The following is a 24,420-nucleotide window of genomic DNA, read 5'->3' on the forward strand; positions in this document are numbered from 1 at the left end:
AGAACCCGCACCCGTAAGTGAGGGTGAATTAAACACGGTTAATATTTGCAGCCGGAATAAGGGGGGCTGCCGCCCCATTAATTAAATATTTGCGACCAAATCGCTAATTCATCGATCCCCAGGTATTCACGGAAAATTAAACCATCACGTAATTCAAGCTGACTGATACCGGTAATTGATATGGGTTTACGGGTCGGCGCACCAAATTTGCCGTAACCGTCATGCCAGGTTAACAACGACCAGCGCAATGAAAGTCGAATCGGCTCATTAGGATCTTTACGCACAATCAGGTGATGAAGTTGCGTTTCGCTGTCGGCAAATGAAGCGCGATAACCGGAAAGCTGTGCGCCAATTTCCTGTTCGCCGGTGCAGAGGCAGTGCCCCGGCGCGTACAGCGTCGCCGCCGGGTGATAGAGACCGGGCACCACGCCGCTGTTACCGCCCGCCCACATCGTTAAGTAGCGCTCAACGACCCCGGCCAGCGCCCCTTCCACGTCGTCGCCCTCGGGCCCGCCCGCCCAGCGGGCGTCCAGCGTCTCAGCAGACACAGATTCCAGCCCAAGCTGCTGGCGCATGGTCGCCAGGTTAAAAGCAAAATCGCGGACATCCAGCCCCAGTTGCGCCACAATCGCGGCACGATCCTGAAGCAGCCACTCCTGGCGTACGGCACCATCAACACAGATGCGATCGGCCCAGGTGCGGACCCAGACATTTTTCCCCGTCGGCGGGCCAAAAAATCCCTCCCCCTGGTGCTGAATGCGGGCTACGGTACGCTGCGCCGCATAGTACTCATCCCCCGGGTTCTGGCTGCACAGAATATCCTCCGTCAGCACCGCTCGCTGCGGGAAGCTGTGCATCGCCTCAAGCGTCAGGCGCATAAACTGGGAAAGCTCATGCAGCTGTTTTTCGGGGGTAGTGAAAACCACCGGCGTGGCGTAAAAATCCGCCAGCTGGCCGATATCTTTCTGCTCCCACACCACGTGCGTCAGCGTCAAAATGAACTGCTGGATAGAGTCGAATTGAGGGCTGAAGCCCCGCAATCTGGTCATGTGCGCTCCTTAGACTGGAATAGCGTTAAACCATTGGTTTCGATAACGCCGCTGCGTGGGCGACGCGCCGAGTGGCGTATCACCAGCGTACCGGGCACCGTAATCTGTTCAGGCTCTATGGTTCCGCTGTCAATTTGTTTCATTAACAGTTCCACCGTGGCATCCACCATCGCGCCGACCGGCTGCGACGCCGAGGTCAACGCATAAGAGGGCCAGCCGGAAGGGCCAATGTCGTCATACCCGACAACGGAGACCTCCTCCGGAATGCGCAAACCAAACTCATAGCGCGCCACATCCATTACCGTGACGGCCATATGATCGTTGGCGACAAAGACCGCATCCGGCGCTGGCGACGTCGAAAACAGGGTATAGGCTGCCCGGGTGGTTTGCTGAGCGTCGTAATTCCCGTGCACCACCCGCACATCGGTGATGCCATGTTCTTCCAGCGTGGAGATGAACCCGCGCTGGCGGGCAATATTGACCGGGGAATCGGCCACGCCGCCCACGTAGGCAAAACGCTTGTGCTCCCCCGCCAGCAGAAACTCGGCAATCTGCCGCGCGGCCGCTTCGTTATTACTGTTGACGCTGGAGGCCATGCCACTCTCTTCGCTGCGGTTAAACAGCACTACCGGGATCCCGGCGGCAAGGCACTCTTCAGATAACTCCAGCGACAGCGTCACCGAGGCCAGCACAATACCATCCACCCGGTACTGCATAATCTGGTCAAAAATACGGTCAACGTTGCCTTCCCGGTCGCCAACGAACAGCAGCAGATGATAGTTCAGCGTATCCAGCTTTTGCGCCAGCGCCTCCAGCACCTGCGAGTAAAAGGGGTTATCAAAGTAAGAAATGACGACACCGATAATGCGCGAACGAGCCGTGTTGAGCGAACGGGCAATCGCATTCGGGCGATAACCCAGCTCGCGCGCTGCCTTCAGCACTTTTTCACGCGTTGCCGGCGAAATGCTGGCCCCCGGCGTGAACGTTCGCGACACCGCAGATTGCGATACCCCCGCCAGCTGAGCGACCTGTTGGGATGTGACTGCTGCAAAAGTCTTACGTTTCATTACCCCTGATTCCTTATCAACGTCCTGCCCATTTGCGCGTGCTTCAAACGCCTCAGCAAGTGGGTGTTTTTTATACTTACACCACCTTTGCATGCGTATGCAACACAAAAAATTAAAATTCTCACAACAAGATCGAGATCACTTTACAAACATGAAACCTTTTCGTAACTTCAAAACTTGAATACGTATGCAAAGAGTTTTCATACCGTCAATGGTACCGGAGAGAACAGGAGTCGCCCAAAGGATTGAACCGGTAAACGTCGTCCCTGACTGGTTATAACCCATTAATTCTCAAGAGGTTCAAAACCATGTTTCAAGCACTGTTACGCCGTCGGGAAGCCCGGCTCTTTTTTATCATCAGCATCCTGTTCTTTATCTGCATCCATAGCATTGATGCATTCCTGGCCCCCATGATGATCAACCAGGGCATTGAGCCACAGATCATGGGCATCATTATGGGCGCGTCTGGTCTGGCAACCCTTCTGATACGCTTCCCGTTAGGCATTATTTCCGACGTGGTTAAAAGCCGCAGGATCTTCATCCAGATTGGCCTGCTGCTGCCAATTATCGCCTGGCCGATTGCCTGGCTTGAACCCAATGCCATTACGCTGTATCTGGCGAAAGCGGCAGACGGCGTCACGGCGGCGACCTGGGTGCTGTACAACATCCTGTTCATGCGTTACTTCGGTCGCAACGAAGCCCCTGCCGCCGTCGCGCTGCTGGCGCTTGCAGGGCCCATCGGCGTGTTTCTCGGCAACTGTATTGGCGCGGTGCTGATTCACTATTTCGCCAATAACATCGCCTTTTTTGTCTCCTGCATCTCCGCCCTGGTGGCGTTGATCCTGACGACCCGCATTCAGGACGTGCACGACCCGGTTCAGGCCCCCACGCTTAAAGCCTGCATTACCGGCGCGCGCCAGCAGCTGGCCGACCGTTCCGTCTGGCTGATTGGCATTCTGGCGACCGTCGTCATTCTGGTGCCCTTCGCCACCCGCGACACGCTGACGCCGGTCTATGCCGAGCAGCTTGGCGCCCGGGCGGGGATCCTCGCGCTGCTGGGTAACATTCACCTTCTTTTTTACGGGCTGGCCATCGCCCTGTGCAGCTCGGTGTTTTATCAGCGACTTGGGCTGGTAAAAACCGCCGTGCTCGGCATCGTTTTACAGGTGATATCCACTTTCGGCATTCCCTTCACCAGCAATATCTATGTTATTTACCTGTGGCAGGCGCTGGCGGGGTTCTCGTTCGGTATGGCCTTTGCAGCATTCATGTCGCTCAGCGTAGTGAATACCTCGTCTGATGAACAATCCACGCGAATGGGGCTATTCCAGACCATTTATTCCTGCGGCATGTTTGTCGGGCCGGTAATGATGGGCGTAATGATGCAACATATTAACCTGTCGTCCGGTTATATATTGATTGCAGCCCTTTCCGTTGTGGCCGCTATTGCCACGCCGCTGTCCGCTCGATGGGTATATGCCCGTAAATCGCAAACCTCAGCCCAATTATTAAAAAACGGTGCGTACGCTGCCGCGCCGGATCAATAACCCTTTCTGAAGTAAATACCCTTTCCCGGCTCGCCGGGAGGACAACTGACATCTGAAAAATGTAAGGAGAAGCGAGTGTCCTGGAAATTAAAAACCGGTAAATCTACCGAAGAGCGCCAGCAAGCCAACCAGCAAATAAGAGAAACGGTTGAACAAATACTTGCAGATATTGAAAAACGCGGAAATAAAGCCATTCGCGAATTATCCATTAAATTCGATCGTTATGACCGTCAGGATTATCGTCTGACGTCCGCGGAGATTGACCGCTGCATAAAACAGTTAAGCCGCCAGGATATTCAGGATATTGAATTCGCCCAACAGCAGGTCGCGAATTTTGCCCGCGCGCAGAAAGAATGTCTGCGGGACCTGGAAATTGAAACGCGTCCCGGCGTTATTCTCGGGCATAAAAATATTCCGATTAACGCCGTGGGATGTTACGTGCCTGGCGGAAAATATCCCCTGCTCGCCTCCGCGCACATGTCGATCATCACCGCCAGCGTGGCGGGATGCTCAAGAATTATCAGCTGTGCCCCGCCGTTTAACGGTCAGCCTGCCCCGGCGATCGTCGCGGCGCAAAAAATGGCTGGCGCAACGGAAATCTATGCCCTTGGCGGCATTCAGGCGATAGGCGCCATGGCGCTGGGCACGGACTCGCTGGCACCGGTCGACATGCTGGTAGGCCCCGGTAACGCCTTCGTCGCGGAGGCCAAACGACAGCTGTTCGGCCGGGTAGGTATCGATCTGTTTGCCGGTCCGACGGAAACGCTGGTGATTGCCGATGACACGGTTGACGCGGAAATGTGCGCCACGGATCTGCTGGGCCAGGCCGAACACGGCGTCACCACCCCTGCCATCCTGCTGACGAACTCGCTCCAGCTTGCCAAAGAGACGCTCAGCGAAGTGGAACGGCTGCTGGAAAAGCTCCCTACCGCCGACATTGCCCGCCAGTCGTGGCAGGACTACGGGGAAATCATCGTCTGCGACAGCTACGATGAGATGCTGCTGGAGGCAGATCGTATCGCTTCCGAACATGTTCAGGTGATGACCGACCGGGACGACTGGTTCCTGGCTAACCTGACCAATTACGGCGCGCTGTTCCTTGGACCACGTACTAACGTGGCCTACGGCGATAAGGTGATCGGCACCAACCACACCCTGCCCACGCAGAAAGCCGCACGTTATACCGGCGGCCTGTGGGTGGGCAAGTTCATGAAAACCTGCACCTTCCAGAAAGTCCTCAGCGACGAAGCCACCGCCGAAATCGGCAGCTATTGTTCGCGTCTGTCGCTCCTGGAGGGGTTCGCCGGACATGCCGAGCAGGCCAATATTCGCGTGCGCCGTTATGGCCAGACGGAAGTTCCCTACGCCACACCGGCCCCGGTCAGGGAAAAGGTGTAAGCCATGACGCTTTTGCAAACGCCCTCTTTCACCCTGCACGGCAAACGCGCGCTGGTGACCGGCGGGTCAAGAGGGATTGGCTTCGCTGCCGCCGTCGCCCTCGCACAGGCAGGGGCAGAGGTCTGGATTGCCGCCCGGGGCCGCGAGGCGCTTGCGCATGCCGCAGGTCTGGCAGCGGAACACAGCCTCGCATTCCACCCGCTGGAACTGGATATTACCGACGCTCAGGAGGTGGAGCGTGTGCTGGCGACGTTGCCCACGCCCGACATTCTGGTGAACAGTGCCGGGCTGGCCCGCCACCAGCCGTTTCTTGAGGTAAACGAGGAAAATTTCGATGCGGTGATGGCGCTTAACCTGCGCGCCACCTTTTTTGTCAGCCAGCGCGTGGCGCGCAGAATGCGGGCGGGCGGTAAGGGGGGATCGATTATTCACATCTCATCGCAAATGGGACACGTTGGCGGCCCCGAGCGTAGCGTGTACTGCGCTTCCAAATTCGCGCTTGAAGGGTTAACCCGAACGATGGCGCTGGAGCTGGGCGATGCGGGGATCCGCGTCAATACGCTGTGCCCGACCTTCATTGAAACCGACCTGACGCGTTCGTCGCTTGCCGATCCGGCGTTCCGCCACTACGTGCTGGACAATATCAAGCTGCGCCGGTTAGGCAGGCTGGAGGACATTATGGGGCCGGTGGTGTTCCTCGCCTCAGACGCCGCCGGGCTGATCACCGGCAGTGCCCTGATGGTTGACGGCGGCTGGACGGCTACGTGAGGGATGCAATGGAATATCCGCTTCTGGACAATACCGATCTGCCGCTGGTGCTGCTTGGTGGCACCCTGTGTAACGTCCGGCTCTGGCAGCCCGTCATTGAAAGGCTGAACATCTCAGCGGTGCTGTGCATCACGCTGACGGGCGCAGAGTCCGCGCCGCAGGCGTCACGGCGGTTATTAAAGGTTCTGCCGCCGCGCTTTCTGCTGGCGGGCTTTTCGCTCGGCGCGATTGTCGCGCTGCAAATGGCCGCCGACGCGCCAGAAAGAGTGAACGGGCTGACGCTGATTTCCGTTAATCCGTTGCCCGTTGCGCCAGACACCCTCGCTTCACGCCGGGAAGCGGTACACACCGCACAGGCGCGGGGTCTGGCCGACTGGCTGGTCTCCTCGCTGTGGCAGAGCTATGTCGCCCCGTCACGTCTGTCCGATCGGATCCTGCAAGAGACTATTTGCCGAATGGCGCAAGAGTGCGGCATTGAGACCTTTGCCGGGCAAACAGAAATGGCCATTCACCGGCAGGACAACCGGACTGCGTTTAACGCCCTCGCCTGCCCCACATTACTTCTAAACGGCGCGCAGGACGTTATCTGCACGCCTCATCATCATCAACTACTGGCAGCAGGCAATGCGAACGTGACCAGGCATACGGTGGAGGCTGGCGGGCATTTTATTCCGCTGGAAACCCCGGATGAGATCGCGCCGCTGCTGCGTCAGTGGATAACGGAGTGCATACAGTGCGCAAAAACAGTTTAAAGACCGTATTTCTGGAAAATACTCCGATCGTTAACGGCTGGCTGGCAATCCCCTCCGGGTATAGCGCGGAAATTATGGGCCATCAGGGTTACGACGCCGTCACCGTCGATTTGCAGCACGGCATGATTGATTTTGCCAGCGCGTTGTCGATGCTACAGGCGCTATCGGCCACGCCTGCCGTGCCGCTGGTGCGGGTGGCAGATAACGATCCGGCGCAAATCATGCGCGTATTAGACGCAGGAGCCTACGGCGTAATCTGCCCGATGATCTCCAGCGCGGAACAGGCTCGCCGTTTTGTCGCGGCCTGTCGCTATCCACCACTGGGGGTTCGCTCCTTTGGTCCGGCCAGAGGTCTACTCTATGGCGGCAGCGATTATCCACAGCACGCCAACGACGAGATCCTGACGCTGGCAATGATCGAAACCCGACAAGGGCTGGCGGATCTTGACGCCATCCTTGATACCGAAGGGCTGGACGGTGTGTTTATTGGCCCCAACGATCTCTCGCTGACGCTGACCGGCAGTGCCAGCGCCGAATCCCAACATCCCGAAATGCTTGCTGCTATTGAGCGGGTGATTCACTGCTGCCGCCAGCAGCAAAAGATTGCCGGTATTTTCTGCACTTCCGGTGCGGCCGCGGCAGCGCGTATTGCTCAGGGTTTCCAGTTTGTTACCCCTGCAAACGACGTTATGCAGCTGGGTCGCGCCTCACGTGAAGCCATTGCCCTCACCCGCGGCAACGCCATCCCTACCACCGGTGCATCCGGTTATTAAAAGGAGAAATGATGAAAACTATCCATCTTACCCAGAGCCAGGCACGAACACGGTTAATCGCCCCCGACGATATGGTCTCCTGCAATCTTGCTTTTATTGATTGCAAGCTGCCCGGCTCGCATCTCAAACAAAACTATTCCTTCATCGGCCCGGGTGTAACCCAGTCCAGCGAGCAGGTCGTCAATATTCCCGAGCCGCACGGCTTTAACATTGGCGCGGCGGCTATGCCAAAAGGGGTGACGAATAACCTGCATCTGCATTTCACCGCAGAAGTGTTCCTGATCCATGAAGGGACGTGGCGTTTTCGCTGGGGCGCCAACGGCGAGCATGAAGCTGAATTTAGCGCGCCCACCATCCTCTCAATACCGACCTGGATCTTCCGCGGTTTCACCAACGTCAGTAAAGAAGATACCTGCGGCATGGTATTTACCGTGCTCGGCGGGGACAACACGGGCGGCATCATCTGGCACCCGTCAGTGCTGGCGGCCGCCAGCGAATACGGTATGTATCTCAGCAAGGATAATATGCTGATTGCGCAGGAGCCAGGTGAACCAGAGCCCGATCCCGCCGCGCTGCTGACGCCGCTGTCAGAGCAATATATTGCCGGTCTGCGTGACTACAGCGTTGAGGAGATGCGCCAGCGTGCGGTAACCGGCGATGACCGCCGCTGGTCAGCACAGGGACTGCTGGATTCGGTGCTGCCGGGACACGGCGGCGAAATTGCGCCGGTTATCGGTTTCGGCATTTCACAGGATCGGGATTCCGCTCCCGCTATCCTGAGCCCGCACGGTTTTTCCGTCGAATGGTTGCGTCTTGCTGACGACCACATTGTCGGTCGCCATCTCTGCCCGGATATTCAGGTGATCATGGTATTTAAAGGCCAGCTGGAGGTGACCTGGAACGAGGCGGGTAAGGAAGTCAGCATTATCGCCCCGGAACGTTCGGTGATCTCCATTCCGGCAAACAGCTGGCGCCGCTACCGCGCGGTTGATGGCAATGTGGAGTTTATTCTGACGACCCGGGGCGATCAGCGTAAGCGCCTCTACTGGGACGAGGCGATCCTGCACGAGGCGAGAGAACACAATCGCTGTATCGATCCTGATGGCTACGTGGCGGATGCCGACATCCTGCCAGCCACGGCCCGTCGGGCCGGTGCGATACTGGCAAAATGGCAGGCGGAGGCCTGACTGGGCTTGTGCTCGTCATCACGATACTGGCGCAGATTGATCACTGCGCCATTGTGAATACCCACATACAGCCCTGATCGGACCTTCTTAAACGTCACAATTATCCGACCATCCTCTTCTCCAGAACGGTGATATTTTTCCCTGCAATATTTTCTACCGTGAAATTATCCACATACAACAAAATGAGTTTCAGTCCTCTGCCGCTTTCAGCCAAAAGAGAGGCATCGAACGTCGCGTCGTCACGCACCGCCGCGAGACGTTCAGCGGGAAATTTATCGCCATCGTCCGTAAAACGCAGCGCCGCGTCCGAGACGGTAACGATGAACTCCACGGTGAAGCAACGTTCCGGATCCTCATGTAGCGCATGACGAATAATGTTGGTAGCCGTTTCACAGGCGGCGAGATCGAGCGCAAAGCGCCAGTCATCGCTAACGGACAGCGAAGCCATCTGACGCTCAAGCCATGCCGCAAGCGGCGAGACGGAGGTTAACGTGGCGGGAAAAGTAATGTCGTTAGCCACTGTCAACTCACTGATTTAGATGCGAAAGTGCCGTAGCGCGATCCGGGCAAATGCGAAATATGCGATCCATACGGGTCAGGGTGAACATGTTGCGTATACCGGGGTTCAGCGCACACAGCATCATTTCACCTTTACCGTTCATCATCTTCAGCAGGGAAACCAGTGCGCCAAGGCCGCTGCTGTCGATAAAATCGATTTTGCTGAAATCGACTATCAGGGCTTTACGATCCACCCCAATCTCCCGGGCAATAGCTTCCTTAAATACCGCCGCCACCGAGGCGTCCAGTCGGCGCACCGAAGGCGTCATAATGTTTACGTCGTCCAGTCGGTCTGTATCAATGTTCATCGTTTACTCCTGTACGCTCAATCACTAATAAGGAAACATCGTCTGCCATGGACTGCTGTTCACGGCATTTTCCGCTGCGCCAGCGTATAAGATGCTGCGCAAACTGCGGTAAGAGCCGTTCCAGTGCGAGCGTGGCGTCATCCTGAAGCCGACGCTGCAAACGAGCCTGACCAAACTGTTCGTTGTCAGGATTTTCACACTCGGTGATGCCATCGCTAAACAGGCAGAGGCGCTCACCCGGCGCCAGCGAGAAGCTTACGTCTGACCAGCTGAGATCCGGCATCAATCCTACCGGCGCGCCGCCTTCACCGACCGTCCTGACCTCGCCGCCAGGGTTCACAATGAACGGCGTAGGATGCCCGGCCTGGCAAAGCTTGCCTTCACCTGTTGTCAGGTCGATAACACCGTAAATCATGGTGAAATAACTCATTATCTCAACCTCTTCGCTGCAAAAGCGACCATTCAGGATCCGAACGACTTCCGCAGGGGAGGCAACGTCGCTATCGTCCGCAAACAGAAAACGCTCTACCGCCCTGCCATGCAGAAACTGACGGGCCACGGCAAGTGACATCATCGCCGCACCAACGCCGTGCCCCGACACATCTACACAGTAGAATCCCAGGTGATTGTCCAGCGGGAAGACATTGAAAATATCGCCGGACACCCAGGCTGACGGCAAAAAAATCCAGTCTGCAAAGTAATCCCGGTAACGCAACTGATGCGCAGGCAGAACCGACTGCTGGATCCGCGCCGCCACTTCAAGGTCTTGCTCTATCTGCCTTAACGCCTCACTGAGGCGTGCATTACGCGTAGCAAGCGTGGCCTCAAGGGACAGAACCCGTGCCCCCGCGTGCAATCGCGCCCGCAGCTCACTCTGCTCGACCGGCTTGTTGAGAAAATCATCCGCACCGGCGTCAAACCCCACCGTCAGATCGCCCGGCTCTTCGCGTGCGGTAAGCAAAATTAAATAAACATAATGTCCGAACTGACGGCTGCGAACCTCCCGGCACAACGTCAGGCCATCCATTTCCGGCATATCCCAGTCGCTGATCACCAGGCTGACTGGCTGGTTTTCGAGGATCTCAAGCGCGGCAACGCCGTTCTCCGCCTCGTAGACGGTATACCCCCACTGCGTCAGCATTCGGCTAAGCAGGCGACGATAAACCAGTGAGTCTTCAACTATCAGGACGTGCTGTGACAACATACGCCCTCCTAAAGCGGTAAGAACCAGATGACGCTGACGGTGCCTTCCCGGAATTTACCGCTGCCGCTCTGGTGACCGGGGTAACGGGTGCCGGAGTAGTTAGCATACTGAACAGAGAATGAACCTGGCGTATAACCCGCATAGCCAAAACTATAGCTGTAGTCGCCGTTCCAGGGCTGTTGCTGGCTGCTGTCCGGAAACCAGAACGCCGTGGCGCGCACGAAGAAGTGCTGCTTAAAGGTATAACCACACCCGCCCAATACCACGTTCTTGTTTTTGCGGATATCGTTGCTGTCCAGATCGTAATAACGCGGAACCCAGCTGTAGCCCATCTGGCAAATGATAGAGTCGCCTTTGTTAATCAGGAGCGTATTCTCTATCGGTTTCGGCAGTGAAAATTTATACGCCAGCGTCACGGCCCCCTGCTCAAAATAGGTGTGGCGACGGTTTCCTGACGTCCAGAAGCGGTTATCCCCGTAATTGCTGTACACCAGGCTGAAAGTGTTGGCATGCCAGTCATCATAGCCAAAACTGTAACGAAAATCGGCCGTGTAGCGGCTGGTGTCCGTCACCGGCAAACGCGATGTCACGTTCGCAAACCAGTAACTGTAGGGTGAGTATTGCAGGCTGAGATTAAGCGTCTGGTTGTATTTACGTTTCTGCTCTGCGGTGTCCGAGCTGTTAGGGATAGTCATCCACTGCTCTTTTAGTCCCGAACTAAAGCTCAGCGCGCCAGAGAAGACGTCTTCATTACCGGAGAACAGGCGACCCCAGCGGCTGGTGAACACGCCAGCCTGCACCGGCTCGCCGTTCTTGTCACGTAGTGAATCCGCATCGTCCTTCGGCGCCGACTCTGCGCCAGTGGCAACGCACAGCAGTGCGCAGGTCAGCAAAAATTTATCCCGCATCAGCCCTTCCTTAGTTAGGTATCCAGCGCGCGGCGACGTTATATTTCGCCATCAGCCACAGCACGCCCAGCGCCGCAGCGTGAATGAAGGTGTTCACTATCCAGTCCTGGCGCCACAGATCGAACGTGACGAACTGGCTTACCAGAAATACGACGTAGACATGCAAAATAAAGGTATAAAGCGAATGTTGACCCAGCGGAATAAGAAACCAGCCTGCGAGGCGATACAGGGGCAGCCAGCACCAGGTCAGCACCAAATAGACGGTCACCATCAGACAGATATCGTTAAGTACCCTGACGGGCCCAAGGCCATTTTTTGCCGCCCAGGTATGATAAAAAGCGTTGAAGTCCTCCGGCGAGAGGCTGTGCATTAGCAGTGCGGGCGGCATAAACGGGTTGGTATGGTTCTGGGCGATAAAGCCAAGAAGCAGCGCAATTATCACCAGCGCCACGAGCACGACCTTACCGGCGGGCGTACGGGCAAAAGAGATCAAATCCTCTTTGTACCAACCGCTGCACATACCCAGCACGAAAATAAACTGCCAGGCCAGCAGCGGAAACGCGAATTCAAACTGAGACGGCGTAGCGCGTACCGGCCACATCTGCCAGCCGCCGTAGACGAGCAACGATAAACCCAGCAGCCAGTAGACGTATCCTTTCTGGAGCATCCCCAAAAACAGGGGGCTTAACAGCAGAAGAAAAATATAGAGCCCAAGGATTTGCGTTTGATGAGGGCCAATTTGCAGGTAGAGGACAATGTTAAACCAGGTTTCTTTAATTTGCGGCGTCACCGGATACAGTGACCAGGTTGTACCTGAGTAACGATCGGTAAAATGGGTCACCTCAAAGACATTAATAAACGGCAGATATCCTAACAGTAAAAATGAAAGAATAATGATGATATTTATCCGATATATTTTCCATGCACGCAGATAAAGTCCCCAGGATATAGTCAACAATACTGCTTTTTGCAATCTTACACGGTTTAACATTCCCAGCATAAATCCTGAAAGGATCACAAAACCCTCAGCGCCGGTGACCAGACCAAACCTTTCCCAGGTAAATATATTAAATATCGACATCACTTCCGTGTGCGCCACCACCATCATCACTAAGGCGATACCGCGCATAAAATCAATACGTAAATCACGTTTATCCGACGCGATGTAACGCCATGTCGTTGGTTTTTCAACGTCTTTATTTATAAGCACAGGCGCAATCTGGCTCATGGGGCGTCGCGTTCTCCATGCTAAAAAGTTTCTTGTATTTTATTTAGATAGCGTAAACAAAAGCATCTGGCAATTTTTGATAACGCTTCAAATATTATTAAGCGTAGTTAACAGTTATTTTAGCGCGTGTAAACAATCGAGTTTTAACCTCTCTGGAATTATTTCCTCCGCCATCTACACTTACTTTACTTTTTGTTTACGGACGTTATTTTCCGTTTTGCGCTCCCTGTCAGTAACGGGTCTGTAATTAATAACTATCGTGGAAACAGGATATCCTTCTCTATGGATTTTTATTTTACCCGTTTTGAACATCGCCAGCCGCCTGAACCGCTTAAGACACCGCGATGGGTCATGTTAACATGGCAGGTATTGGCGGTTGCCTCGCTGATTTTAGGCGCTAATTATATTTACTGGCGCTGGACAGCTTCCTTAAATACCGACGCGCTGTGGTATGCCATTCCATTAGTGCTGGCTGAAACCCTGGCCTGGATCGGCACAGTGCTATTCACCATAAACCTGTGGAAAGAAGACGATCCGCCGCAAAATCCGCCCCCGATTGAGATCAATGATTGCCTGCGCTCCGAAGACGCGGAAGCCTCAAGACCCATCAAGGTCGATCTTTTTATCGCAACCTATTCAGAAGATGTTGAGCTGGTCAGGCTTTCAATTCGGGACGCCATGAAGATGGATTACCCCGGCCCGCTGGACTACAAGGTGCACGTGCTCGATGATGGCCGGCGTCCGGAGATGAAAGCCGTCTGCGATCAGGAAGGCGCAAACTACATCTCCCGCCAGACCAATATTGGCTTTAAGGCCGGTAACTTGCGAAACGGACTTGAGCAAACCGACGGTGATTTCCTGATCATTTGCGATGCCGATACCCGGGTCTTCCCCACTCTGCTCAGCCACACGCTGGGCTACTTTCGTGACCCTGACGTGGCCTGGGTTCAGACACCGCAGTGGTTCTTCGACCTGCCGGAGGGGGAAAACCTCGCGCGCTGGCTTGGGCGAAAAGCAGGCAAAACGGGATACGGGCTAGGATGGCTCGCCCAGAAGTTCATCGGGCCAGTAACCATCGGCCGCGATCCCTTTTTTAACGATCCGCGCATGTTTTATGACGTCATTCTGCGACGGCGAAACTGGGCCAACGCCGCCTTCTGCTGCGGTGCGGCCTCTGTACACAGGCGCGAAGCGGTAATGCAGGCAGCGCTGCGCAGCTACGTCTGGACGATAGAAGAAGAGATCGATCGCCACACGCGGGACATTCGCGATCCCGTCATGCGTGAAACCCTTCAGGACGCCATGCGTCCCCACGTGGCCTTCGACACGGAACTCACGCCCTATAAATTTCACGTTTCAGAAGATATTTATACCTCCATCCTGCTCCACGGCGATGCCGCCCGCCGCTGGCGCTCGGTAATGCACCCGCGGATCGAATCGAAAATGCTCTCACCGCAGGATATGCTGACGTGGATGATCCAGCGCTTCAAATATGCCGCGGGTTCACTGGATATTCTGTTCCATGACAATATTTTCAGCCGCCGCCGTTTTAAGCTCTCTTTGCCGCAAACGCTGATGTACGCCACCACCTTCTGGTCCTATCTGGCCTGCGTGTGGAACACTGTTTTCCTGATATCGCCCATTGTTTACCTGTTTACCGGCATTCCGCCTGTATCAGCCTGGTCTGAACCCTTTTATCTTCATTTTTTGCCCTTTTTTATTGTTTCGGAGCTGGCGTTTATGTTCGGCACCTGGGGAATATCAGCCTGGGATGGCAGAGCATCGTATCTCTCATTCTTCTCCATGAATTTGCGCGCGCTCAACACAGTCCTGCGCGGAGAGCAGATCAAATTCCACGTTACCCCCAAAGAGAGGCAGACGGGACGGTTTCTATACCTGGTGAAACCGCAAATCGCCATCGTCGTGCTCACGCTGGCGGGGCTGATTTGGGGCGGTATTCAGGTTGCACGTGGGCAGGTTGACGATCCGTCCGGCTACGTTATCAATATCTTCTGGGGTGCAGTCAACATTGCCGCCATGCTGCCGCTGATCTTCGCCGCCATGTGGACCCCGGCTGAAGAAGAGGTGAGCGAATGAGAAAACGCGACGCACTTTTGTCAGCCCGCAGCTACCTCACCATTCTGCTCGGCTTTCTGCTGGGATTCGCTATTGTCGTCTGGGTTGAAAAACAGATGCCGACACGCGTTGAGAGCAGCGCAGGGATATCGCTGAGTAACGATTTCCCACCCTTGCCCGCTCCGCGTGAACTGACATTCGAAGAAGCCATCTGGGCGCGGGTGGCCTGGCAATATTATGTGAACAACACGCAGCCGAATGGCCTGGCCAACGCGCACGACGGCGAACCCTGGCTCAGCCTGTGGAGCACCGGCAGCTATCTTTTTGCGGTTGCAGCCGCCAGGCAGCTCAACGTTCTTACTTCCGAGGAGTTTGATGAACGCATCGCGGCCGCACTGGCGGCCCTCGCAAGCCTTCCACTCAATCCTCAGGGGCTGCCCGCCGCCTATTACCATGCCGACACGCTGGAGACCCTGGGCAAACCGGACGCCTCGGCTATCGGCATGGGCCGCCTGCTTAACGCCCTGCAAACTCTGCTGTGGCGCTATCCTCAGCACGCTGGCGCCGTACGCAATCTGCTCGATCGCTGGAAGATGGGCGCCCTGATTGCCAATAACACCACCAGCCAGGCCGCGGTCCCGCTCCACCATTGGGCGCTGGCGACGGACGAGCCGAGAAACAGCTTCGGCTATCGTCTTTATGCAAGCCATACGCTTCGGCTGATCGACAGCGCGGCGGGACTGGCAGTGACGAATCCACCAGAAGGGCAGCAGATGATCGACATCGACGGAATAATGGTGCCTGACGAGGGGCTGCGCACGCCGTGGGGTCGCCAACCTTCGCTTATCAGCCTTCCCTATTTATTAACGGGGCTTGAGCTGGGTTTTGATGCGCAGAGCGCAGAAATCACATGGCGCATAATGCAGATCCAACAGCGTCGACATAGCCTTCGGGTCCGCAAGCCGCCGATCAGCACCGATTACGCCGAGCCCGCGCCGGATTACGTCAACGATCTGCCCAATCGCCAGCCGCTGCAAAATAGCGCTCTGCTTGACGCCACGCCGGAGCAAACGGCGATGACTTCGACCCGCACCGCCTTTGCCTGGTACGCCCTGTTCCGCAACGGCTGGAGCGAAGCACTGCGCCAGCAGGTGCAAAAGCTACAGGTACCGGGCAAGGGCTGGCAGCGCGGGCTTAACCTCAACAGCAGCGTGAACGAGATCGTTGATGCCGATACCAATGCGGTCGTCCTCGAAAGCCTGGCGTACATTGCCCACGGTCAGATGCTTTGTCTGGCCTGCCCTGGCCCCGCCACTCCCCAAACCTCTTCAGCAGGAGCGAAGCCATGAAGCTGAAATCAATACTCTTTTTTCCTCTTCTGGCCGGGCTTGTGGCGTGCTGGCTCTCACTCTCTGCGGCACAGGCAGCGGCTGGACTTCCCGCTTCTGATTACCCACCGCGTAGCGGCGAACTCACGCCTCGCGAGATGGCTATTGCCAAAAACGCCTGGCAATATTTCGTTGCTAACTATCAGCCCACAACCGGCCTGGTAAATGCCGTTAATAAATACCCCTCAACCACCATGTGGGACAGCGCCTCTTATATGGCCGCGATGACGGCCGCAAGGGAGCTGGGGATTATTGATAAAGCTGAGTTCGATCGCAGAATGCTGAAATTACTCGCTACCCTGAACAAACTGGATTTATTCCGCAACGAACTGCCCAATAAAGCCTATAACACCATCACAGGTCAGAAGGTTAACTACCAGAACAAACCTGGCGAGATTGGCTTCTCGGCGCTGGACATCGGCAGGATGTTGATCTGGCTGAAGGTCATTAAGGAGCGCTATCCGGAATACGGCAACAGCATTGATAACGTGCTGCTGGGATGGAACTTCACCAACGTCATCAACCCCTGTGGAATGATGTACGGAGCCTACCTGGAAAATGGCCAGCCAAAGTACGTGCAGGAGGGGCGGCTGGGCTACGAAGAGTATGGTGCAGCGGGCTTTGCGCTGTGGGGCTTTGGCACCTGTCAGGCCAGCCAGCCTCAGCCCTACGAGCTGGCTGAGATCTACTGCGTAATGGTGCCTTATGACTCGCGCGATCCGCGCCTTACCAGCCAGCATAATTACGTCGTAACCGAATCCTATGTGCTTTACGGCCTCGAATTTGGTTTCGACAAACCGACGGACAGGGAAAACAGCCCGCGTGACTACACCCATCCGTGGATGAAAAACTTCGCCGACAGGGTTTACCAGGCTCAGGAGAATCGCTACGCCATCACCGGTATTTTATCTGCTCGCTCTGAGCATCAACTCGATCAGTCACCCTACTTCGTCTACGACACCGTCTTTAGCGACGGCTTCAACTGGAACACCATCACCGATAAAGGCGTGTACGTTCCCAATACGGCCGCCGTCTCTCTGAAAGCGGCGCTCGGGATGTGGGTTCTCTGGAATTCGCCTTATACCGACCGCCTGCTGGACGCCATTGAAAACGCCAACGAGGCGGGCAAAGGCTACTATGAAGGGCTGTACGAAAACGGCGACGGCCCCATCAAAGAATTCACGGCCAATAACAACGGCATCATGCTTGAAGCATTGCTGTTCAAAAAAGAGGGCAAGCTGATGCAGTTCAACAGCGATAATCCCAAAGATCCCCACTTTGCCCCTTCCCTGTGGGAAAAAAAGCTGGTGGATCTCTTTGAGCCTAATAATGCCTCGCGCAACCGTCCATTCCTGAACAGTACGCCCGCAGTGAAGACATGGTGTGAACAAACCGGGACCACTCTGCGCACCAAACCCGCTTGCCAGGCCTGTCAATGTGCTACCTGTAATACGGACGAGCCTGTGAAACTGCCGCCGGTGACCGCACAATGCTTAAGACCTTAGCCCGCTGGCTGGCTGCCGCCGTCCTCATTCTTATTATCGCCTTCGCCCTGTTCAGCTGCGAAAGCGCAGGGTGGCGCTGGCTGACCAAAGGCGGCTGGCACACCACCGCTCGCATCAGTAGCCTGACCCCACAGGAGCGGGAGTGGGCGGGTATCGCCTGGCGCTATTTTGAGAATAACACCCAACCTCAGACAGGGCTGGTCAACGGTAGCGATAAACAGCCACGCGTTACGCTGTGGCAAATGGGCGATACGCTTATCGCCCTGCTGGCAGCCCGCGAGCTGGGTCTGATCCAGGCGGCCGAGTTTGATGCACGGCTGACGCGCCTGCTCGGAACACTCAATCGCCTGACGCTGACCGAAACCCGCACGCCAGGCAGACTCTATTCCAGCCGTACGGCCACGCCCATCGATTTCACAGGAAAACCGGCGCAGCGCGGATGGTCGGCGAAAGATATGGCGCGGCTGATGCTGGCCCTGCGTCTCACTGCCGAGCGAGCACCTGAGTACCGCGAATATCTGGAAAAAATCATCCTGCGCTGGAATTTTTGTCCGGTGATGGATAAAGACGGGGAGCTGTGGTCTGCGTCCGAGCAGAACGAACAGCTGTTGGTACGCGACGAACTGCGGCTGGGTGAAAGCGAATATGCCGCCAGCGCGTTTCGGCTGTGGGGATTCCCGGCGGGCAAGGCATTTTCCCCGCCTTCCCAGAACGTCATCATGTACCAGCGCAGCCTCGCCGTTGACGCGCGCGATCCAAGAACAACCTGGCAGCCATCGCTGCTCTCCACCCTCCCCGCGATGCTCCCGGGTCTGGAGTTTGGCTGGCAGGCCCCCGGAGTGGCCGTCGATATTCAAAAAAGGCTGCGCGCCCGGGCCGAAGGAGTATGGCTCAGCCAAAAAACGCGCTGGGAGCACGACGGCATACTCACCGCACGCGCCGATTTTTACCTCTCTCAGGCGCCATGGCACGTCGAGGACACCGTCTGGGGGAATGGTTACGCCTGGAATACGTTGGGCGATGACGGTAAAAGCTATCCCCGGCTGGCACAGGTGACCACCAAAGCGGTCTTCATGCTCTGGACGCTGTGGGAAAACGAATATACCGATGCCCTGATGGCTATAACCCGACACCTGAATAACCCGCAACAGGGCTGGTTTGAGGGCCGCGTTGAGGCCACCGGCGATATCAACCCGACGCTAACCCTCTCGACGAACGCCATGGTGCTGGAAGCGCTGCTGTACAAACACAACGCCGGACCGCTGTTTGAAAACGGCCTTGTGAAGAATGATGGCTATTTTGCCCGCCGCACGTCGGATCCTTTCAATCCGCCCGGCCTCTGTCTGCCCGGCGAACGTGCCTTGAGGGCCGCACCATGAAATTTTATCGCGATCTCTTTGACGCCAGCCTGAACCGCGTCCTGCCGGAGAATGATAAACGGCACTTTTTTGAAACGTTCTGGGAAACGTTTATCCATATGTCACCGGAGACAGAACAGCACTTTGCCCGGGACCAGGGCGGAGATGGCCAGCAGACGATCTTCAAGAGCTTTTTCGCCATGCTTGCCGTTGACGGTGCGCTGTTTGTACCCGATTTTCTGGAACGCCTGGCGCGGGAGCAGAGTGATGAAGGACTAGGCCTGCCACCGCGATTTTTCGGCCTCTGGCGGGAGGCAATGCTCAGGACCGTGCGCGCCTGCGATCCACTTTGCGATGAAGAGATCCTCACAGCCTGGGCGATGGCAATTGCCCCCGGGCTGGAGTATCTGCGCCGCCAGGCGGAGCTGCACTATAAGGCCAGAGGTGAGTAAACATGCGAGCCACATCCCGTTTCGATCTCAACGCGCTGCCTGTGGGGGTGATGATTTACGATCCCGCCGAGCATCTGCTGGCCTGGAATGACCAGATATCGCGCTTTTACCCGGTGATCGCCCCCTGGCTGATCGCCGGCGCTTCCCTCGAGAGCCTGGCGGAGAAATTTATTGATGCGGGTTATAACATCGACTCCACCCGCCGCCGGACCCTGCGTGAAGCGATCGTTCGCAACTGCCGTCAGTCAAGCCATCGAGAGGTGCGGCAGTCGGGAAACCGGCGGCTCTACGTGCAGCACCAGCGTCTCGCCGATGGCGGCATTCTCAGCCTGCATACCGATATTACCGAGCTTGACGACGCCCAGCGCTCGCGCCAGCAGCTGCACGATGATTTTTTACTGACCGCAGAGTCCATTCAGATCGGCATCTGGAACTGGCAGGTCTCTCACGACAGCCTGGAGGTGAACGATACGTTGCTGGCGATGGTGGGTCAGTCGCGTACGCAGCTGCACTACCCGCTGCGCTTTTTACTGAATCTGGTCCATGAAGAGGATCGTGCCGTCCTGCGCAACGCGATGATCGCCTCCAGGCAGGAGCACATGCCGGTGTTTGAAAGTGAGATTCGCGTGCAACACGCGACGCAGGGCTGGCGCTGGATGCTGGTTTCGGGACAGGTGGTCACCCTCAGTATGCAGCAGCAGGCCGAACGGGTGATCGGCACCCTACAGGACATCACCCGCCGCAAGGAGGCCGAGTTGTTAGCCATTGAAGCGGCGAAAGTGGCCCGGGAGGCCAACGAGGCGAAGAGTGCATTTCTCGCCAACATGAGCCACGAAATTCGCACCCCGATGAACGGCATTCTGGGCATGACTCAGCTCTGCCTCGATACACAGCTCACCCCCGAACAGCGTGAATATCTTTCTCTGGTGATGAGTTCAGCGCAGTCACTGCTGCATATCATCAATGACATTCTCGATTTCTCACGCATTGAGTCAGGTAAGATGACCGTCGATACAGAGCCGCTGGAAATCCGCCCCTTTGTGCAGTCGCTCATCCGCCCGCATATGCCCTCCGCCAGCGAAAAAGGCATTGAACTGCTGGTGGATATCGCTCCGGGGGTGCCGGAAGTGCTCATCGTTGATGGTCCCCGACTACGTCAAATTCTGACTAATCTCCTGGGCAACGCGCTGAAGTTCACCCATCACGGTGAGGTTATGCTGGCAATAGAGCCTACAGAAAGTGAAGGGCACTGGCGTTTTCGCATACGCGACAGCGGCATTGGCATCCCGATGGAGAAACAAAAAGCCATTTTCGAGGCGTTCAGCCAGGCCGATAGCTCTACCACCCGCCGCTACGGCGGTACTGGCCTCGGGCTGACCATTTCTGCCCGCCTGGTAAGTCTGATGGGCGGAGAGCTAACGGTTCAGAGCGAGCCGGGTGAAGGCAGTGAATTTGCTTTTACGTTGCCACTGGAAGGTCAGTTGGCTGTCTCAGCAACCGATGCTCCTGTAGCACGCTTTAACGGCGAATCGGTACTGGTGGTAGACGACAACAGTACCAACCTGCGGCTGCTGGACACCATGCTTCGCCAGATGGGTCTGACACCGACCTGTGTTAACAACGCCGGGGAAGCGTTAAGCCTGACCGCAAAAAGGGGATACTGGCCGCTGATCCTGCTGGATGCCCAGATGCCGGATATGGACGGTGTATCGCTGGCCATTGAGCTCTCTGTTATGCCGCAGGCCGAGCAAAGCCACATCATTATGCTCAGTTCCATGAGCCGCCATTTCGATGCCAATATGCTCAAGCGCATCGGGGTTGCCCACTATTTGCATAAGCCGGTTGCCCAACGTGAACTCTATCAAACCATAGCCAGCGTCCTGGCACCCGCTCCACATCTGGCATCGCCCCCTTCTCTTTCTCCCTCTCCCGTCACCTCGCCTGTACCGGCGCAGGGCGGACTTCACATTCTTCTGGCCGAGGACAACCTGGTGAATCAGAAAGTCGCCAGACGCCTGCTGGAGCAGCTCGGCCACCGTTGCGAAGTGGTATCCAATGGCCGGGAGGCCCTCGAACGCTGGCGTGAACAGTCCTGGGATTTGATGTTGGTTGACTTGCAAATGCCAGAAATGGACGGTGAAACGGCCATTCGCCTGCTTCGTGAGGAGACACTGACGCGGGGGCGTAGCCACCAGCCCGCCATCGCGATGACCGCCCATGCCATGCAGGGTGACAAGGCGCGCTGTCTGGCAATGGGCTTCGACGGCTATATTGCCAAGCCGGTAAGTCAGGAGGCGCTCAGGGAGGAGATAGCCCATGTTCTCGCCGGAGAAGATAAGGGTCTGCCGGATGAGGCACAGCTGTTAAAACAGTGCGCGGACGATCCTGAACTGGTTAATGAATTGCTGGCGCTGTTCGGCAACGGTCTTGACGAGGCGGTGGCAGCCATGGCGCTGAACATTGCGCATAATGACCGCGATGCCCTACGGCGGGCCGCTCATAAGCTTCGCGGCGAAGCCGTCACCCTCGGTTTCATTCGTCTTTCAGAAGTGCTCCAGCAATTGGAGAGTCAGGCGGTCTCGCTGAACCAGACGGGGCTGAGCGTTTTACATGGCGAGCTTATCGAGGAGGCCAGACGCTCTGCGGCCTGGCTGCGCCGCAGAGCACAGGAGGTTAAAGATGATCAGGCTTCTTCTGCTGCTGGCAATTAGCCCTCTGCTGGCCCAGGCCAGCCAGCCCGTAACCTGGTCACTGGCCGGAATGTGGCGCGTGCATGACGCCAACCTCAGCACCTTTGATGGCGCCAGCGCGCCTGACCGCGACTGGCGATCGATTGCGGTTCCGGCCAACTGGTACAGCGCCGGATACGATCATCAGGGTGCCCTCTGGTATCGGCACGAATTTACCCTGCCCAGGCGCGCGCCCGATACCATGGCCACCCTGGTCTTTGATGGCGTGGACTATTTTGCCGACGTCACGCTCAACGGCAGGCATCTTGCCCATCACGAGGGGTATTTTCAGCGCTTCTCGGTAGACATAAGCGATGCTTTGCAGCGACACAATAAGCTCGCCGTGCGGGTGGACAGTCCCTGGGAAGATCCGAAAACAATCTGGCCGCTGCATAAAACGATGGTTAAAGGCGTACTTAACCAGCACGATACCCGCCCTGGCGGGGCCTGGTCAGAGGACGGCCAGGATGCCAACTCCGGGGGGATCTGGTCGCCGGTAAAGCTACATTTGAGCCGCGGAGTGACCATCGACGAGGTAATACTGCGTCCGGACTGGCGTGAAGGGCTGAGCAAACCAGCGCTGCACGCCGAGATCCGCTACCGGGCATTGTCTGCCGGTGACGTAACTTTGCGCCTGTCGGCCACGCCAGACAATTTTACGGGCCCGCCTGTAAAGCAGAAATTCCCTGTAAACCTTGCGAGAACGGACGGAAAGCCGCAATCGCTTCGCGTCACGCTGCCAATGCAAGGCGCCAGGCTCTGGTGGCCAGTGGGCTATGGCAGGCCAAACCTGTACCGAGTGCGCGCAACCCTGACGGATAAGCAAGGAGTGATGGATACCGCAGTTGCCCGTACCGGGTTACGCAAGATAGTGAAGCAGCCTGACAACAAGGGCTGGCTCTTTAATGACAAACGCCTGTTTATCAAAGGGAGTAATTACATCGGCTCCCCGTGGCTTAGCACCATGACACGCAAAAAATATCGCCGCGATTTCAGGCTGGTGCAGGCAATGAACGCCAACGCGATACGCGTTCACTCGCATGTGGCAGGCCGGGCACTTTACGATGTGGCTGACGAAATGGGGCTGATGATCTGGCAGGATGTCCCCCTGCAATGGGGTTACAATAACAGCGACGCCTTCGCGGATAATGCCGCGCGACAGACCCGCGAGATGGTTGAACAGTTTGGTAATTCCCCGGCCATTATCGTCTGGGGCGGTCATAACGAGCCGCCATGGAATTCACCGTGGATGGAAAAACGCTTTCCCGACTGGAATAAAAACCTGAACCAGACGCTGACGAAACGCGTCGGAGACGCGCTTTCGCAAGATACCTCGCGCATAGTGCATCGTTTTTCTGCGGTGGAAGAACACTACTGGGCCGGATGGTACTTTGGCACCATGCGCGATCTTCTTGGCCCCGCCAAAACCGCGATCATCACGGAGTTTGGCGCTCAGGCGCTACCGCGACTCTCAACCCTGAAAACCATCATTCCCGCCCGCCTGATGTGGCCGAAAAGCACCGCCGCCGACGATCCCGGCTGGACGCACTGGAAATACCATAACTTCCAGCCCTTCCAGACCTTTAGATTTGCCAATATTCCGCGGGGCAATACCATTCAGGAGATGATTGCCAACACCCAGCGTTACCAGGCAGAGCTGGTGGCAATGGCGGCAGAGAGCTATCGTCGGCAGCGCTACCAGCCGGTAACTGCCCTCTTCCACTTTATGTTTGTAGAAACCTGGCCCTCCATCAACTGGGGCGTCGTGGATTATCTGCGTAAGCCGAAAGCGGGCTACTACGCCCTGCAAAAAGCCTATCAGCCCATTCTGCCGTCGATTGAACCCGTGACGGCGGTGTGGCGTCAGGGAAGCGAAGCAACGGTTCGCCTGTGGGCGATCAATGACACCTGGTCCGCCTGTGAGGCGTGTCGTCTGAAGTGGCAGGTGAAGCAAAATGGTCGGGTGCTGGCTAAAGGCAATACAAGCCTCACGCTTCCCCCCGATTCGGGCAGCAGGATCAAGGACATCACCGTCACACCGACCACCAGGCATAACGTTACCATTGAGTATGAGATTTCGGATCGCGCCGGTAACACCGTGGGTTCCAACCAGCGCAATGAGAGAGTGGAAAGCCCTCCTGAGCAATGAATGCTGGCTACCCAAC

20 protein-coding genes are annotated in these 24,420 nt (G+C 56.5%); 13 read left to right on the plus strand and 7 right to left on the minus strand.

Translation table 11 applies throughout. From position 1 onward, the window contains the following. Window positions 1-77: 77 nt before the first annotated feature. Together DD597_RS17990 and DD597_RS17995 are read right to left on the minus strand one after the other, a co-directional pair. Window positions 78-1,049 (minus strand): nuclear transport factor 2 family protein, encoded by a 972-nt coding sequence (locus tag DD597_RS17990; protein WP_015571630.1) that lies wholly within the window; start codon window positions 1,047-1,049, stop codon window positions 78-80. After that, a complete protein-coding gene (locus DD597_RS17995; RefSeq protein ID WP_003862277.1) occupies window positions 1,046-2,116 on the minus strand; it encodes a LacI family DNA-binding transcriptional regulator in 1,071 nt (356 codons plus the stop codon). Before DD597_RS17995 ends, DD597_RS17990 begins: the two co-directional genes overlap by 4 nt. A gap of 308 nt (window positions 2,117-2,424) precedes the next feature. On the opposite strand from DD597_RS17995, the gene DD597_RS18000 reads away from it, so the two are divergent. From DD597_RS18000 to DD597_RS18025, 6 genes are all read left to right on the plus strand, one after another. Continuing rightward, the gene (locus tag DD597_RS18000; RefSeq protein WP_003862274.1) at window positions 2,425-3,663 is read left to right on the plus strand and encodes an MFS transporter; all 1,239 of its coding nucleotides are present in this window, start codon (window positions 2,425-2,427) and stop codon (window positions 3,661-3,663) included. A 75-nt stretch (window positions 3,664-3,738) separates the two neighbouring features. Next, window positions 3,739-5,061 (plus strand): histidinol dehydrogenase, encoded by a 1,323-nt coding sequence (gene hisD / locus DD597_RS18005; protein WP_003862272.1) that lies wholly within the window; start codon window positions 3,739-3,741, stop codon window positions 5,059-5,061. Between the two features lie 3 nt (window positions 5,062-5,064). Further along, window positions 5,065-5,829, plus strand: a complete 765-nt coding sequence (locus DD597_RS18010; protein ID WP_129256481.1) for an SDR family NAD(P)-dependent oxidoreductase — start codon at window positions 5,065-5,067, stop codon at window positions 5,827-5,829. 8 nt (window positions 5,830-5,837) lie between these two features. Next, entirely contained in the window at window positions 5,838-6,581 is a 744-nt protein-coding gene (locus DD597_RS18015; protein WP_032660003.1) for an alpha/beta fold hydrolase, read from the plus strand. Further along, window positions 6,563-7,354 carry an HpcH/HpaI aldolase/citrate lyase family protein gene (locus DD597_RS18020; RefSeq protein ID WP_129256482.1) on the plus strand — a complete coding sequence of 264 codons (792 nt, stop codon included), beginning with the start codon at window positions 6,563-6,565 and terminating at the stop codon, window positions 7,352-7,354. The genes DD597_RS18015 and DD597_RS18020 overlap by 19 nt, the downstream gene beginning before the upstream one ends. Window positions 7,355-7,365: 11 nt before the next feature. Further along, on the plus strand, window positions 7,366-8,541 hold the full coding sequence (locus DD597_RS18025) for a hypothetical protein (protein WP_059370922.1): 1,176 nt from the start codon (window positions 7,366-7,368) through the stop codon (window positions 8,539-8,541). 100 nt (window positions 8,542-8,641) lie between these two features. On the opposite strand, the gene DD597_RS18030 is transcribed toward DD597_RS18025, so the two are convergent. From DD597_RS18030 to opgC, 5 genes are read right to left on the minus strand one after another with little or no spacing between them, the layout of a single operon-like run. Continuing rightward, entirely contained in the window at window positions 8,642-9,061 is a 420-nt protein-coding gene (locus tag DD597_RS18030) for an ATP-binding protein (RefSeq protein WP_022651685.1), read from the minus strand. Between the two features lie 7 nt (window positions 9,062-9,068). Beyond that, window positions 9,069-9,407, minus strand: a complete 339-nt coding sequence (locus tag DD597_RS18035) for an STAS domain-containing protein (RefSeq protein ID WP_003862258.1) — start codon at window positions 9,405-9,407, stop codon at window positions 9,069-9,071. Next, on the minus strand, window positions 9,397-10,611 hold the full coding sequence (locus tag DD597_RS18040) for a PP2C family protein-serine/threonine phosphatase (RefSeq protein ID WP_059370921.1): 1,215 nt from the start codon (window positions 10,609-10,611) through the stop codon (window positions 9,397-9,399). The genes DD597_RS18035 and DD597_RS18040 overlap by 11 nt, the downstream gene beginning before the upstream one ends. A gap of 8 nt (window positions 10,612-10,619) precedes the next feature. After that, window positions 10,620-11,519: a hypothetical protein gene (locus tag DD597_RS18045; RefSeq protein ID WP_003862255.1), complete on the minus strand. Its 900-nt coding sequence runs from the start codon at window positions 11,517-11,519 to the stop codon at window positions 10,620-10,622. A 10-nt stretch (window positions 11,520-11,529) separates the two neighbouring features. After that, window positions 11,530-12,747 carry an OpgC domain-containing protein gene (gene opgC, locus DD597_RS18050; protein ID WP_003862253.1) on the minus strand — a complete coding sequence of 406 codons (1,218 nt, stop codon included), beginning with the start codon at window positions 12,745-12,747 and terminating at the stop codon, window positions 11,530-11,532. A gap of 282 nt (window positions 12,748-13,029) precedes the next feature. On the opposite strand from opgC, the gene DD597_RS18055 reads away from it, so the two are divergent. Genes DD597_RS18055 through DD597_RS18085 form a run of 7 tightly spaced genes read left to right on the plus strand, consistent with a single transcriptional unit; the run spans window position 13,030 to window position 24,404 of the window. Beyond that, window positions 13,030-14,844 carry a glycosyltransferase gene (locus DD597_RS18055; protein ID WP_023323634.1) on the plus strand — a complete coding sequence of 605 codons (1,815 nt, stop codon included), beginning with the start codon at window positions 13,030-13,032 and terminating at the stop codon, window positions 14,842-14,844. Next, complete coding sequence (locus tag DD597_RS18060; RefSeq protein ID WP_003862249.1) at window positions 14,841-16,172, plus strand: DUF3131 domain-containing protein; 1,332 nt, start codon at window positions 14,841-14,843, stop codon at window positions 16,170-16,172. The genes DD597_RS18055 and DD597_RS18060 overlap by 4 nt, the downstream gene beginning before the upstream one ends. Further along, a complete protein-coding gene (locus tag DD597_RS18065; RefSeq protein ID WP_045346151.1) occupies window positions 16,169-17,716 on the plus strand; it encodes a DUF3131 domain-containing protein in 1,548 nt (515 codons plus the stop codon). Before DD597_RS18060 ends, DD597_RS18065 begins: the two co-directional genes overlap by 4 nt. After that, the gene (locus DD597_RS18070) at window positions 17,701-19,095 is read left to right on the plus strand and encodes a DUF3131 domain-containing protein (RefSeq protein WP_048209491.1); all 1,395 of its coding nucleotides are present in this window, start codon (window positions 17,701-17,703) and stop codon (window positions 19,093-19,095) included. Before DD597_RS18065 ends, DD597_RS18070 begins: the two co-directional genes overlap by 16 nt. After that, a complete protein-coding gene (locus DD597_RS18075) occupies window positions 19,092-19,526 on the plus strand; it encodes a globin (protein WP_003862244.1) in 435 nt (144 codons plus the stop codon). The genes DD597_RS18070 and DD597_RS18075 overlap by 4 nt, the downstream gene beginning before the upstream one ends. Window positions 19,527-19,528: 2 nt before the next feature. Further along, window positions 19,529-22,237 (plus strand): response regulator, encoded by a 2,709-nt coding sequence (locus tag DD597_RS18080; protein ID WP_022651692.1) that lies wholly within the window; start codon window positions 19,529-19,531, stop codon window positions 22,235-22,237. After that, entirely contained in the window at window positions 22,206-24,404 is a 2,199-nt protein-coding gene (locus DD597_RS18085; protein ID WP_129256483.1) for a sugar-binding domain-containing protein, read from the plus strand. Before DD597_RS18080 ends, DD597_RS18085 begins: the two co-directional genes overlap by 32 nt. Window positions 24,405-24,420 lie beyond the last annotated feature (16 nt).

It is taken from the genome of Enterobacter cloacae complex sp. 677-3DZ2D5B, assembly GCF_004136695.1.
Lineage (GTDB): Bacteria > Pseudomonadota > Gammaproteobacteria > Enterobacterales > Enterobacteriaceae > Enterobacter > Enterobacter hormaechei_C.

Coding starts and splice junctions, on each gene's coding strand:
- DD597_RS17990 (WP_015571630.1), bottom strand. CDS start 1,049: ATGACCAGATTGCGGGGCTTCAGCCCTCAATTCGACTCTATCCAGCAG.
- DD597_RS17995 (WP_003862277.1), bottom strand. CDS start 2,116: ATGAAACGTAAGACTTTTGCAGCAGTCACATCCCAACAGGTCGCTCAG.
- DD597_RS18000 (WP_003862274.1), top strand. CDS start 2,425: ATGTTTCAAGCACTGTTACGCCGTCGGGAAGCCCGGCTCTTTTTTATC.
- DD597_RS18010 (WP_129256481.1), top strand. CDS start 5,065: ATGACGCTTTTGCAAACGCCCTCTTTCACCCTGCACGGCAAACGCGCG.
- DD597_RS18015 (WP_032660003.1), top strand. CDS start 5,838: ATGGAATATCCGCTTCTGGACAATACCGATCTGCCGCTGGTGCTGCTT.
- DD597_RS18025 (WP_059370922.1), top strand. CDS start 7,366: ATGAAAACTATCCATCTTACCCAGAGCCAGGCACGAACACGGTTAATC.
- DD597_RS18035 (WP_003862258.1), bottom strand. CDS start 9,407: ATGAACATTGATACAGACCGACTGGACGACGTAAACATTATGACGCCT.
- DD597_RS18040 (WP_059370921.1), bottom strand. CDS start 10,611: ATGTTGTCACAGCACGTCCTGATAGTTGAAGACTCACTGGTTTATCGT.
- DD597_RS18045 (WP_003862255.1), bottom strand. CDS start 11,519: ATGCGGGATAAATTTTTGCTGACCTGCGCACTGCTGTGCGTTGCCACT.
- opgC (WP_003862253.1), bottom strand. CDS start 12,747: ATGAGCCAGATTGCGCCTGTGCTTATAAATAAAGACGTTGAAAAACCA.
- DD597_RS18055 (WP_023323634.1), top strand. CDS start 13,030: ATGGATTTTTATTTTACCCGTTTTGAACATCGCCAGCCGCCTGAACCG.
- DD597_RS18060 (WP_003862249.1), top strand. CDS start 14,841: ATGAGAAAACGCGACGCACTTTTGTCAGCCCGCAGCTACCTCACCATT.
- DD597_RS18065 (WP_045346151.1), top strand. CDS start 16,169: ATGAAGCTGAAATCAATACTCTTTTTTCCTCTTCTGGCCGGGCTTGTG.
- DD597_RS18070 (WP_048209491.1), top strand. CDS start 17,701: ATGCTTAAGACCTTAGCCCGCTGGCTGGCTGCCGCCGTCCTCATTCTT.
- DD597_RS18075 (WP_003862244.1), top strand. CDS start 19,092: ATGAAATTTTATCGCGATCTCTTTGACGCCAGCCTGAACCGCGTCCTG.
- DD597_RS18080 (WP_022651692.1), top strand. CDS start 19,529: ATGCGAGCCACATCCCGTTTCGATCTCAACGCGCTGCCTGTGGGGGTG.
- DD597_RS18085 (WP_129256483.1), top strand. CDS start 22,206: ATGATCAGGCTTCTTCTGCTGCTGGCAATTAGCCCTCTGCTGGCCCAG.